The 12,330-nt window shown below is 71.5% G+C and carries 12 protein-coding genes and 1 pseudogene; 5 read left to right on the forward strand and 8 right to left on the reverse strand.

The genetic code is table 11. The annotated features are described in order from the left end of the window. A partial coding sequence (locus ACH5AC_RS28520) for an SGNH/GDSL hydrolase family protein (protein WP_398865057.1) occupies nt 1–714 on the reverse strand: 714 nt, incomplete at its 3' end. Nucleotides 715–1,215: 501 nt separating this feature from the next. On the opposite strand from ACH5AC_RS28520, the gene ACH5AC_RS28525 reads away from it, so the two are divergent. Then, nucleotides 1,216–2,532 carry a ferric reductase-like transmembrane domain-containing protein gene (locus ACH5AC_RS28525; protein ID WP_398865058.1) on the forward strand — a complete coding sequence of 439 codons (1,317 nt, stop codon included), beginning with the start codon at nt 1,216–1,218 and terminating at the stop codon, nt 2,530–2,532. A 126-nt stretch (nt 2,533–2,658) separates the two neighbouring features. Here ACH5AC_RS28525 and ACH5AC_RS28530 read toward each other — a convergent pair whose 3' ends face one another. Then, entirely contained in the window at nt 2,659–4,146 is a 1,488-nt protein-coding gene (locus ACH5AC_RS28530; protein ID WP_398865059.1) for an APC family permease, read from the reverse strand. A gap of 89 nt (nt 4,147–4,235) precedes the next feature. Beyond that, nucleotides 4,236–5,891: an amidohydrolase gene (locus tag ACH5AC_RS28535; RefSeq protein WP_398865060.1), complete on the reverse strand. Its 1,656-nt coding sequence runs from the start codon at nt 5,889–5,891 to the stop codon at nt 4,236–4,238. 178 nt (nt 5,892–6,069) lie between these two features. Between ACH5AC_RS28535 and ACH5AC_RS28540 the strand changes: the two genes are divergently transcribed. From ACH5AC_RS28540 to ACH5AC_RS28555, 4 genes and pseudogenes are all read left to right on the forward strand, one after another. Continuing rightward, the gene (locus tag ACH5AC_RS28540; RefSeq protein WP_398865061.1) at nt 6,070–6,684 is read left to right on the forward strand and encodes a TetR/AcrR family transcriptional regulator C-terminal domain-containing protein; all 615 of its coding nucleotides are present in this window, start codon (nt 6,070–6,072) and stop codon (nt 6,682–6,684) included. A gap of 47 nt (nt 6,685–6,731) precedes the next feature. Further along, nucleotides 6,732–7,295, forward strand: a complete 564-nt coding sequence (locus tag ACH5AC_RS28545) for an MBL fold metallo-hydrolase (protein WP_398865062.1) — start codon at nt 6,732–6,734, stop codon at nt 7,293–7,295. 164 nt (nt 7,296–7,459) lie between these two features. Beyond that, a pseudogene (locus ACH5AC_RS28550) lies at nt 7,460–7,540 on the forward strand (hypothetical protein); the annotation flags it as partial. Nucleotides 7,541–7,764: 224 nt separating this feature from the next. After that, complete coding sequence (locus ACH5AC_RS28555; protein ID WP_398865231.1) at nt 7,765–7,866, forward strand: RICIN domain-containing protein; 102 nt, start codon at nt 7,765–7,767, stop codon at nt 7,864–7,866. Between the two features lie 72 nt (nt 7,867–7,938). Here ACH5AC_RS28555 and ACH5AC_RS28560 read toward each other — a convergent pair whose 3' ends face one another. From ACH5AC_RS28560 to ACH5AC_RS28580, 5 genes are read right to left on the reverse strand one after another with little or no spacing between them, the layout of a single operon-like run. Then, nucleotides 7,939–8,250, reverse strand: a complete 312-nt coding sequence (locus ACH5AC_RS28560; protein WP_398865063.1) for an L-rhamnose mutarotase — start codon at nt 8,248–8,250, stop codon at nt 7,939–7,941. Continuing rightward, nucleotides 8,247–9,302 (reverse strand): aldo/keto reductase, encoded by a 1,056-nt coding sequence (locus ACH5AC_RS28565; protein WP_398865064.1) that lies wholly within the window; start codon nt 9,300–9,302, stop codon nt 8,247–8,249. Before ACH5AC_RS28565 ends, ACH5AC_RS28560 begins: the two co-directional genes overlap by 4 nt. After that, complete coding sequence (locus ACH5AC_RS28570) at nt 9,299–10,072, reverse strand: SDR family NAD(P)-dependent oxidoreductase (protein ID WP_398865065.1); 774 nt, start codon at nt 10,070–10,072, stop codon at nt 9,299–9,301. The genes ACH5AC_RS28565 and ACH5AC_RS28570 overlap by 4 nt, the downstream gene beginning before the upstream one ends. After that, nucleotides 10,069–11,406, reverse strand: a complete 1,338-nt coding sequence (locus ACH5AC_RS28575) for an L-fuconate dehydratase (RefSeq protein WP_398865066.1) — start codon at nt 11,404–11,406, stop codon at nt 10,069–10,071. The genes ACH5AC_RS28570 and ACH5AC_RS28575 overlap by 4 nt, the downstream gene beginning before the upstream one ends. 11 nt (nt 11,407–11,417) lie before the next feature. Beyond that, complete coding sequence (locus ACH5AC_RS28580) at nt 11,418–12,269, reverse strand: fumarylacetoacetate hydrolase family protein (RefSeq protein ID WP_398865067.1); 852 nt, start codon at nt 12,267–12,269, stop codon at nt 11,418–11,420. Nucleotides 12,270–12,330 lie beyond the last annotated feature (61 nt).

Here is a 12,330-nt window from a genome sequence, read left to right on the forward strand (position 1 = left end):
GGCGGGGTTCCTCAGCCACCCCGCGCTGTCCGCGGCCCGGACGCCGCGGTGGAAGGCGTCGGCCATCTTCTGGTAGCCCGCGTCGTTGGGATGCAGGGCGTCGTCCAGGTCGGCGGTGGTCAGGCTGCTCATGTCGACGAACGCGACACGCTTGCCCGCGGCCTGGGCGTCCCTCACGATCTGGGGGATGGCCTGGTTGTACGCGGCACGGTACTGCTCCTCCGAGCCGCTGGTGGACACGACCAGGGAGGCCACGAGGACGGTCGCGTCGGGGGCGGCGGCGGTGATCTGGTCGACCAGCGACCTCAGCCGGGCGGTGGCGGTGGAGACCTGGTAGCTCTGGTTGAGGTCGTTGGTACCGATGTGCAGCGTCACCACGTTGGGCCGGTAGCGGGTCAGCGAGGCGTCGGTGAGCGCGGCGACCTCGTGGATCTTGTATCCGGAGTGGCCCTGGTTGTCGGGGTCGGACATCGAACCGCCCCGCAGTGTGCCCACGAAGTCCAGCGGATGACCGTCCGCCGCGAGCTTGTTCCACAACGGGCCCCGGTAGCCGTTGCCCGTACTGCTTCCCACGCCCCAGGTGATCGAGTCGCCCAACGGCATGACCCGCAAGGGCGTGGTGGAGTCGGCGGAGGCAGGGGCCACCCCTGCCGTCGTCGCCCCGAGCGCGACAGCGACAAGCGTGGTCAGGGGGAGAACCCAAGGCTTTCTCATGCGGCGTCCTCTTCTGCGGGTGACTGCTGAATCAGAGTGGCTGATCGCCGTTCATCAGCGGCTCGGCCGCCGTGCCTTCCCGTCGGCGTCGGCGGCCGCCTGACGTACCGGCAGAACGGCGTGGGGGGAACGTCTCGCGCTGTGAGCCCTGGCGGGTCGGCCCGAACCCGTGTGACGAGCGCACCCGTATAGATACCACGAATTCCGGCTGGAACATCCCATGAATGCGCAGGTATTAAGGATCGGTGGCGTGAGGGCGAGCATTGCGCTGTTTCGTCCCAGGGGCACTGCTCGCACGGTCTGTTCGCTCCTCCGGCCTGCTCCCGTATCGACCCGCTGACATCCCATGTCTGTGGCGGCATGTTGCCGATGCCGGCTGATCCCCCTGTCGCGTGACGGCTTGTGGTTAAGGCATTAATCACTCAGCGTTACCCAGCGAGGGTGGCTGGAACCGGCCGCCGGTGGACAAGAGGGGAAGCAGTGGAGGCGACAATTACACGGGTGCGGCAACGCGCCATACCGCCGGTCGTTGCGGCGCGGTGGGCGCTGTGGACGTTTGTCATCACCAACCTGGTGATCGTCGAGGCATTGTTCCTCACCGCCGGAACCGGCAAGAACGGGGTGCTCACCGTCGCCAAGTTCTTCGGCCTGCACGCCGCGGTGCTGATGCTGTTCCAGCTGCTGCTGGTGGCCCGGCTGCCATGGCTCGACCGTCGTATCGGCATGGACCGGCTGACGGTGTGGCACCGGTGGGTCGGCTTCACCCTGCTGTGGACCGTCCTCACCCACGCCCTGCTGGTGGTGCTCGGCTACGCGCGGCTCGATGACGCGTCGATGACGAAGACGTTCTTCGCGCTGGCCGGCGTGCCGGCCTCCCTGCTCGGGATGTGCGCCGCGGCGATCGTCGTCGTGGTCGCCGCGATCTCCGCCCGGTATGTGAGGCTGCGGCTGCGATACGAGACGTGGCACGGCCTGCACCTGCTGCTGTACGTGGCGTTGGGGCTGGCGTTCGTCCACCAGTTGCTGGAGACCACGACCTTCAGCTCTTCCGCGCCCGCGAAGACGTACTGGTGGGCCATGTGGCTGTTCGCGTTCGGCGCCCTGATCACGGGCCGGGTCATCATGCCTGTCTGGCGCAACGCCTACCACCGCTTCGAGGTCACGGCGGTGGTGCCGGAGTCGGACGACGTGGTGTCGGTGCACGTCACCGGCCGCCACCTCGACAAGCTGCCGGCCCGGGCCGGCCAGTTCTGCATCTGGCGGTTCCCCGGGCACAACCACTGGTGGCTGGCGAATCCGTTCTCGCTGTCGGCGGCACCCGACGGCCGGACGTTGCGCCTGACCGCCAAGGCGGTCGGCAGCACCAGCGCCGGCCTGCGGCACATCCCGGTCGGGAGCCGCGCGTTCGTCGAGGGGCCGTACGGGGCGTTCACCTCGTTGCATCGAACGCGGCCCGGCGTACTACTGATCGCCGGAGGCGTGGGGATCACGCCGGTCCGAGCCCTGCTGGAGGAGGAACCGGCCGGCGACGTCGTCGTGCTCTACCGGGTGCGCAGCGAGAACGACGCCGTGCTGGTCGACGCGGTACGAGCCCTGGTCGCGGGCCGCGGTGGGCAACTGCACCTGCTCACCGGCCGCACGGGGGAGGGGAACACGCCGTTCGAGCCGGACAGTCTCCGTGCCCTGGTTCCCGACGTGGCCGCACGCGACGTGTACGTCTGCGGCCCGCCGGCGATGACCTCGGCCGTGCTGAGCGCCCTGCGCAGGCTGAGGGTTCCCCAGAGGCAAGTGCACGCCGAGCGGTTCGGCCTGGCCTGAGCACCGCGAGGGCGTGCAGGGGCAGACTGTTTGGGCGCGGTCATCGTGCTGATGTCCATCGAGGCTTCGCGCTTCGGCGGCCCCGCCGCGGTGACTCCACGTCCCGCGGCGGGGCCCCGTGCTCGGTCACGCGGAGTCGACGTCCGTGGTGGCGAGCCTGGCGTAGACGTCGGGCCGGTTGCGGCGGATCCGTACGGCAAGTGCCGTGCCCGTCGCGAAGACGACCGGGGTGAGCGCGACCAGCGTCCAGTTGACGGCGGGCGCGGCACCGGTGAAGAGATTGAGGCGCGTGCAGACCAGCCCGGTGATCGTGGCGAGGAGGAGCGCGGCGGCCACCGGTGCGACGACCGTGCGCAGGCGTCCCGCCGCGTGGCCGCCGGGGTTGCGGCGGAAGAAGACGGCCACGGCGCAGGCCGCGAGCGTCTGCAGCGCGAGGATGCCGACCACTCCGGGGGTGTTCACCCACAGCAGGAACTGGTTGTAGGGGTGGACGCCGATGGCGGCGAACACGCCGGTGACCACGACCGCCAGCACGGTCTGCGCGATGCCGGAGATCCAGGGCGAGCCGTGCCGGGGGTGGATACGGCCGAGGCGCGCGGGGAGGGCACCCTCGGCGGACAGCGCGTAGCCGTAGCGGGCGATGGCGTTGTGGAAGGCGAGCAGGGAGGCCAGGAGGCTGCTGACGATCAGGACGCGCTGGAGGTCGGTGGCCCAGCCGCCCACGTAGCGGGTCATCGCGGTGAAGAACATCTCGGCGGGGTTCTGGGCAGCGGCCCCGACGGCCTGGTCGTCGCCGAACGCCTGGACGATGACCCAGACGACGAACGTGTAGAACAGGCCCAGGAATCCGACGGCAAGGTAGGTGGCGCGCGGCACGGTGCGGTTGGGGTCGCGGGCCTCCTCGCGGTAGAGGGCGGTGGCCTCGAAGCCGATGAAGGCGGCGATGGCGAGGCCCAGCGGCGCGCTCATCTGCGAGGTGAAGACGTTGGAGGGGGCGAAGGAGGCCAGGCTCAGCCCGTTCGCGCCGCCCTTGACGAGGATCGCGCCGGCGAGCAGCACCAGGATGGCGGTCTCGGCGATCAGCAGGGTGGCGAGGACCTTGGCGCCCACATGGATCGACCGGAAGCCGAGGAACCACACCACGGCGATCCCCGCGAAGGCGTAGACCGGCCAGGGCAGGTCGACGCCCAGCAGGTCGCTCGCGGTGCCGGCGGCGAAGAAGCCGAAGGCCCCGTAGGTGCCGATCTGCAGGGCGTTGTAGGAGAACACCGCGAGCAGCGCCGCTCCCAGGCCGGCAGGGCGGCCCAGGCCCCGGGAGACGTACGAGTAGAAGGCGCCCGCGTTGCGGATGTGCGGCGTCATGGCGGTGAAACCGACCGCGAACAGGCACAGCACGACGCCGACCGTCAGATACGCGACCGGGGCGCCGATGCCGCCGAAGAGGATCGCGAGCGGGGCGATACCGGCCATCACGGTGAGCGGCGCCGCCGCCGCCACGACGAAGAACACGATGTCGCTGACGCCGAGCGTGCCGCGCCGCAGACGGCCGGTGGGATCCGTCCCGGCGGCCGCCGGGGGCTGTTGGGGAGCGGTGGAGGTGTGGGGCTGGGTCATGGAGGTCTCCGCGTGATGCGTGCTGCATGAGTCGACGGGGGAGCGGACTGTCCCTGGCACGCGGGCCCGGCCGTGACGGCGCCGGAAGGCTATCGCCCTCCGGCCGACACGGGCGCGGGGATGCCGGAGCCGTGCGTACGTCGGCCGGCGAGCCAGGTACCAAGGACGGGCAGATGCGCGAGGTCGCGGGGAGCGGTCCCGACCGGGTCGGCGGCGAGATGCACCAGGTCGGCGCGCATTCCGGGGCTGAGGACGCCCCACTCCTTCTCCTCGAACGCCTGGTAGGCGCATCCGGCGGAGTAGGCTGCCAGGGCGGTAGCGGTGTCGATCCGCTCCTGGGGAAGCCAGCCGCCCTCGGGGATTCCCTCGGGTGTCTGGCGGGTCACGGCGGTGGCGATGCCCCGCAGCGGTTCGTGGTCGGTGACCGGCCAGTCGCTGCCGAACGCGATGCGGGCGCCGGAGGCGAGCAGGGCGGCGATCTGGTACTGGCGCGCGCCGCGCTCCGGGCCGATCTTCGGCAGGATGAGGTCGGTCATCAGCCGGTCGGGCTGGGCCCACAGCGGCTGCAGATTGGCGATCACCCCGAGTTCGGCGAAGCGGGGCAGATCGGCGGGGTGGATCAGCTGGGCGTGGGCGACGACCGGGCGGCGCTCGCGGGGGCCGTTGGTACGGGCTGCGGCCTCGATCGCGTCGAGGGCGACCCGGACACCGCCGTCGCCGAGCGCGTGGATGTGCGGCTGGAAACCGAGGGCGTCGATCGCGGTGACGGCTTTCGCCAGCTCCTCGGGAGTCCAGTTGGCGATGCCGTGGGAGTGCGGGCAGTCGGTGTACGGCTCCAGCAGGGCGGCCGTGCCGGACTCGATGACCCCGTCGGCGAAGAACTTCACGGTGTGCGCCGTGAGCAGCCCGGGGGCGGCGCCCTCCACGCGCTCACGCTCGGCGGCGAGCCGGGCGACCCGCTCGCGCCAGTGCTCAGGTCCCAGGAAGAAGCCCAGGTCGGCGCGGATCGGCAGTCCCGGGCCGCAGGTCGCCGCGGTGATCCAGACGTCGGCGTGGTGCGGCTCCACCCAGGCGTCCTGCACCCAGGTCACCCCGGCGGCGGCGAACCGGGAGGCAGTCGCGCGCAGCGCGTCCACCTGGGCTTCGTGCGACGGCTGGGGCACGAGTTCGAGTACGGGCAGCACGGCGCCGAACTCGCGCAGGGTGCCCAGCGGTTCGGTGGAGCCTTGCCGGCGCACGATCTCCCCGCCGTCCGGGTCGGGCGTGGCGGCGTCGAACCCGGCCCGGCGCAGCGCTTCGCTGTTCACCCACGCCGTGTGGTGGTCCATCGTGCGCAGCACCACGGGCCGGTCGGGCACGGCCGCGTCCAGCAGGCGGGCGTCGAACCGGCCGCCGGGGGCGAGCCAGGCGTCGAAGCCGTCGCCGGTGATCCACTCGGCCTCGGGGTGCTCGTCGGCCCAGTGCCGTACGGCCTCGACGATCCCCTGCACCGAGGTGCACTCGCGTACGGGTGCTCCGAGCAGGCCCAGGCCGCCCATCACCGGGTGTACGTGCCCGTCGCCGAACGCGGGCAGCAGGGTGCCTCCTCGCAGGTCGATCAGGACGGTGCCGCTGCCGCGGGCGGCGAGGGCCTCCACCCCGAGCGCGCTGATCCTGCCGCCCGTGACGGCGAGGGCGTCGAGCACCGGGCCTTCGGCGGCCCCGGTCCTGACGGTCCCTCCGGTGAACACGATGTCGGCCTGCATGGCGGTGGGGCCCTTCCTTCGTACGGCAACCGAACTGAAACTGATTCGGTTTCGGTAATGTAGGCACCGCTCGATCGCTCGGGAAGAGCTTTACTGAAAGTCATTCGGTAAAGTTCGCGTGACAGCCGCGGGCGGCCGTGCCGCCGCCCTGCGGGGAGACGTACGAAGAGGAGCCCACGTGCCAAGGCCGCGCACCCCTCTGCTGGACCGCCGCCGCATCGGCGCGGCAGCGCTGAGAATCGCCGACGAGCAGGGAGTCCTCACCATTCCCGCCCTGGCCCGTGAGCTCGGCGTCGCTCCCTCCGCGCTCTACCACCACGTGTCCGGCCGCGACGAGATCATCTCGCTGATGAGGGAAGAGCTGGCCCTGGAGGCCGGCCCTGACGACTGGGACTCCTCAGGGTCCTGGGAGCAGGCCCTGGAGACATGGGCCCGGTCCTACCGCGCGGCCTTCGCCACCCACCCCGGAGCTGTGCCGCTGCTCGCCACGGCCCCGCTGGCCGAACCCTTCATGCACGCGATGTACGAGAAGGTCGCCGAACTCCTGCTGACCGCCGGCTTCACCGCCGGCCAGGTCATGCCCCTGATCAACGCGCTGGAGAGCTTCGTCCTCGGCTCGGCCCTCGACCTCGTCGCGCCGCCGGTGATGGTCTCCGACGTGATCCGCGAGACCGCCCCCCACCTCAGCGCCGCACTGGACGACACCCCCACCGACCACCGCCGGGCCGAGCTCGCCTTCGACCTCGGGCTCCGCGCCCTCCTCACCGGCTTCCGGGCGCTCCTGCCCCGGTGACCGGCTCGTACGGCCCCACACCACCCGACTCGCCCGAGGAGCCCCTCATGACCGCTGCCTTCCACGTCCTGACCACCGGCTACGCCGACGAGCGGGTGGCCGGCACCGTCACCCTGCTCGTCGACGGCGAGACGGTCGCTATCGTCGATCCGGGTATGGTCGCGGACCGTCGGCTCATCCTGGACCCGCTCAAGTACCACGGGCTGAACCCCGAGGACGTCACCGACGTCGTCTTCAGCCACCACCACCCGGACCACACGCTGAACGCGGCCCTGTTCCCCGAGGCCCGCTTCCACGACCACATGGCGATCTACCGGAACGACGTCTGGGAGGACCGCGATGCCGACGGATACCGGCTGTCGCCGTCGATCACGCTCATGACGACGCCCGGCCACACCGCAGAGGACGTCAGCACCCTGGTCACGGCCGCCGAGGGCCTGGTGGTCCTGACTCATCTGTGGTGGACCGCCGAGGGTCCGGCCGAGGACCCCTTCGCGCCCGATCGCGAGCAACTGCGGGCGGCCAGGGAGAAGGTCCTGGCCCTGGGCCCGGCCCTGATCGTGCCGGGACACGGGGCGCCGTTCGTACCGTCGGCGTCGACGCCTGTCTAGCAGTGGGACGCACCGGTGGATCAAGGCCGACGGCGAGGACCTCTACAGCTGGCTGATGGCCCGCAAACCCAACCTCGTCGTCAACGAACGCGTCAAGCGGGACCTCGGTCTCGGCGAACGGCCAGTGGGGCTACACCGACTGGGCCGAGAACAACTACCGGTCCGTCAAGGACCTGGTCCGGGAGATGGTCACGGTCGTCTCCCGTGACGGCAACTACCTGCTCAACATCGGCTCCAAGGGCGACGGCGGCGTGAGCGCCGGAACCGTGAACGTCCTGAACGGCCTGGCCTCCTGGATGGCCGAGGTCAACGGCATGCCGGCCGTCCTCCCGAACGGCGTCCACCGGCGGGTCGGCGTCCGCAGCGGCAAGGCGCTCGACGGCGGCGGCTCCACCTCCGACGGAGCGGGAATGCAGCAGCGGACCGACAACGGCAGCCATCAGCAGCAGTGGGCCGTCACAGCGGCAAGGTGCTGGACAACGGCAACGCCGAAGCCGAGGGGAGCCAGGTCATCCAGTGGACCGCCAACGGCGGATCACCGCAGAGGTGGACCCTGACCAGGATCGGCTGACCACCACGCACCCGTGTGGCCCCGGGAGCAGGGCCGGCGCCCCGCTCCCGGGGCCACCAGGCGCGCAGACGGTCACAGCTCCCACACCACCGGCAGCGAGGCGTCGGCGCCCTCGGCGGAGTAGTCGTGGACGACGTCCAGCAGCTCGGCCATGCGCGCCTGCCAGGCGATGTTGACCGGCAGCTTCTCCAGTTCGGCGATCATCGCCTGGTAGTCGTCCACTTCCAGGACGTGGAAGAGATCCGTACCACTGCGCCAGATCGTCCACTGGCTCACTCCGGCGGCGCGGATGGCGGCGGTCAGTTCCTCGGGGACCTCACGGTGCGCCGCCTCGTACTCCTCGATGCGGTCGGCGCGTACCTTCGTGTGCAGGGCGATCCTCACAACGGCTCCTTCAGCGGCGGGGCCTGTCCGGGCGGGACGGCCGGGCCGGTCGGTGTGAACGGGGGGACAGAGGGGACAGGGGTGCGGGGTCCCAGCAGACCCGCGGCGCGCGACTCGTTCCAGAAGGCATCCGGGACCGGCCGCCGTAGCAGTTCCACGGTGTCACGCACCTCCTCGGGGGAACGCGCCCCGGTCAGGACGCCGGTGACCGCCGGATGCCCGAACGGGAAGTGCAGCGCCGCCGCCCGCAGGGGCACCCCGTGACGCTCGGCGACCGCCTTGAGCCGCAGCGCCCGGTCGAGCACCTCCCGCGGGGCGGGCGCGTAGTCGTACGTGGCGCCTGGCTTCGGATCGGTCAGCAGCCCGGAGTTGAAGACACCGCCGATGATGACGCTCTTGCCGCGGGCGGCGGCCTCGGGAAGCAGCTCGGCGAGCCCCTCCTGCTCCAGCAGGGTGTAGCGGCCGGCCAGCAGCACCACGTCGATGTCGGTCTCGCGCAGAAAGCGGGCCGGGAGCGCGCACTGGTTCATGCCGACGCCGATCGCCCCGACCACGCCTTCGCCCCGCAGCCGTTCCAGTGCCGGACACGCCGCGCGCAGCGCCTGCTCGGCGTGGTCGTCGGGGTCGTGCAGCAGGACGACATCGATCCGGTCCAGCCCGAGGCGCTCCAGGCTGGCCTCCAGGGAGCGCAGGACACCGTCGCCGCTGAAGTCCCAGACACGGTGATGGGTGGCGGGAACGGCGAAGCCGTGCGTCAGATCGTCCCCGGCACCGTCCCCGTCGTCGCGCACGAGCAGCCGTCCCACCTTGGTGGAGACGGTGTACGCGTCCCGGGGGCGGCCGCGCAGCGCGGCGCCCAACCGCCGCTCGGACAGGCCGAGTCCGTAGTGGGGCGCCGTGTCGAAGGTGCGGATCCCCGCGTTCCAGGCGGCGTCCACCGTGGCCGCGGCCGTCTCGTCGCCGACCGGCCGGTAGAGGTTCCCGATGCCCGCGCACCCGAGCGCCAGCGCGGTGACCGGGACGCCGGTTCCCCCCAGCCGCACGGTTTTCATGAGCGAGCCGCCGGCCGCAGCCGGAGGCCCTGCATGCCGCCGTCGACGGCGAGGGCGGTGCCGGTGACGGACGCCGCGGCGGGACTCGCCAGATAGACGATGGCAGCGGCGACCTCCTCGGCGGTGACCAGGCGCCCCATGGGCTGGCGGGCGTTCAGGGCGGCACGCTCGGCTTCCGGATCCTCCGCGGCGTCGAGGAGCCGGGCCACCCACGGGGTGTCGGCGGTGCCGGGGTTGACGCAGTTGACGCGGATGCCCTCCCGGACGTGGTCCGCGGCCATGGCCAGGGTCAGCGCCAGAACGGCACCCTTGCTGGCGGAGTACAGGGCCCGCTGCGGCAGTCCGGCGGTCGCCGCGATGGAGCACGTGTTGACGACGGCCGCCGTGCCCGGACGGGCAGTGGCGGCGCGGCGCAGGTGGGGGAGTGCGGCGCGGGTGGTGCGGACCATGCCGAGGACGTTGATGTCCAGGACGCGGTGCCACTGTTCGTCGGGATTGTCCTCGACGGTTCCCGCCGCGCCGACACCCGCGTTGTTGACGAGGATGTCGATGCCGCCGAGCCGCGTGGCCGCGGTGTCCACGGCGGCGCGCACCGAGGCGTCGTCGCCGACATCGGCCCTGAGGCCGAGGATCGGTTCGGGGACGCCGCCCGGTTCGATGTCGAGTACGGCGACGGCCGCGCCCCGCGCCGTCAGGGCCCGGGCGGTGGCGAGCCCGATGCCGGACGCGCCGCCGGTCACCAGAGCCCGCAGTCCGGTCAGTTCTGTCATGCCGCGTCCCTTCGTCCGGCGCGGTCGGCGACCCAGAAGCCGCCGTCCGGGTAGCGGTAGTGGTCGATCGAGTCCGGGCGCATGGTCGCGGAGAAGCCGGGGGACAGCGGCGCCGCGTAGTGCCCGGCGCGCATCCGCACCGGATCCGTGAAGTGCTCGTGGAGATGGTCGACGTACTCGATGACCCGGTTCTCGGTCGTACCGGACAGGGCGAGGAAGTCGAACATCGACAGGTGCTGCACCAGCTCGCACAATCCCACGCCGCCGGCGTGCGGGCACACCGGCACCCCGAACTTGGCGGCCAGCAGCAGAATCGCCAGGTTCTCGTTGACGCCGCCGACCCGGGCCGCGTCGATCTGCAGCACGTCGACGGCTTGGGCCTGGAGCAACTGCTTGAAGACGATGCGGTTCTGCACGTGCTCGCCGGTGGCCACCTTCACGGGCGCGACCGCCTTGCGGACGGCGGCGTGTCCGAGCACGTCGTCGGGGCTGGTCGGCTCCTCGATCCAGTACGGGTCGAAGGCGGCGAGCGCGTTGGTCCAGTCGATCGCCTCGCCGACGTTCCACCGCTGGTTGGCGTCGATGGCGATGCGGATGCCGTCCCCGACGGCCGCACGGGCGGTGCGCAGGCGCCGGATGTCGTCCTGAAGGTCGGCGCCGACCTTCAGCTTGATCTGGGTGAACCCGTCGGCGACCGCCTGCTTGGCCAGCCGGGTGAGCTTGTCGTCGGAGTAACCGAGCCAGCCCGGCGAGGTGGTGTAGCCGGGGTAGCCGCGCTCCAGCAGCACCGCCTCGCGCTCGGCGAGCCCCGTTCGGCCCGCGCGCAGCAGGCTGAGCGCGTCGGCGGGGGTGAGTGCGTCCGTGATGTAGCGGAAGTCGACCTGGGAGACGAGCCACTCCGGTTCGGCGTGGGCGAGCAGCCGCCACAGGGGTTGTCCGGCACGCTTGGCGGCCAGATCCCACACGGCGTTGACCACGGCGCCGATCGCCATGTGCATCACGCCCTTCTCGGGGCCCAGCCAGCGCAGTTGGCTGTCGCCGATCAGGTCACGGTTCAGGGAGCCGGGGTCCGCGCACAGGTCCTCGACCGAGCGGCCGAGGAGATGGGGGCGCAGCGCCCCGACCGCGGCGACCTGCACGTCGTTGCCGCGCCCGATGGTGAACGTGAAGCCGTGCCCTTCGAGCCCGTCGCCGGCGTCCGTGCGCAGCACCACGTAGGCGGCCGAGTAGTCGGGATCCGGATTCATCGCGTCGGAGCCGTCCAGTTCCCGCGAGGTGGGGAAGCGGACGTCGAAGGTGTCGACCGCGGTGATCCGGGCGCAGGGTGCAGTCAAGGAAGTGCCTTTCACGCTTGGCCGAACGTCTGGCGCTGGTCGCCGAGGCCGTCCACGGACAGTTCGACGGTGTCGCCGGCGCGGAGATAGGGGGTGCCGGGCAGGCCGAGGGCCACGCCCGCGGGCGTCCCCGTGTTGATCACGTCTCCCGGCTGAAGAACCATGTACTGGCTCAGGTACGCCACGATGTGGTCGACCGGGAAGATCATGTCCCGGGTGTGGCCGTCCTGCCGCCTGACGCCGTTGACGCTGAGGGACAGGGAGAGGTTCTGCGGGTCGCCGACCTCGTCGGCGGTGACCAGCCAGGGGCCGAGCGGGTTGAACGTCTCGCAGGACTTTCCGAGGTCCCACTGCGGGGAGCGCTCCAGCTGGAACTCCCGCTCGGAGACGTCGTGGCTGATCGCGTATCCCGCGATCACGGCCCGCGCCGCCTCGGGTCCTTCGAGGTAACGTGCCCGGCGGCCGATGACGACCGCGAGCTCGACCTCCCAGTCGGTCTTCACCGAGCCGCGCGGGATGAGCACCTCGTCGTAGGGGCCGACGACGGTTCCCGGGTCCTTCATGAACACCACCGGGCGGGGCGGGATCGGTGCCCCGGTCTCGGCGGCGTGGTCACGGTAGTTCAGACCGATGCAGACGATCTTGCCGGGGCGGGCGACGGGTGCCCCGACACGCATCCCCTCCTGGGCCAGTTCGGGCAGGTCCGCCGTCCGGAGCGCCGCGCGGGCGCGCTCGACGCCGTCCGAGGCGAGGAAGGCGCCGTCGATGTCGGGGGTCACCGGGGAGAGATCCAGCAGTCGGCCGTCATCGGTGCGGACAGCGGGCCGTTCCTCACCGGGGGCACCGACGCGTAGCAGTTTCACTGAGCAGCTCCCTTGTCGCGGGTGGGTTCGCCGCGGGCGGCCGCCGACCGGGCCGGCACGG

This window comes from Streptomyces sp. NPDC018693 (assembly GCF_044391385.1).
Lineage (GTDB): Bacteria > Actinomycetota > Actinomycetes > Streptomycetales > Streptomycetaceae > Streptomyces.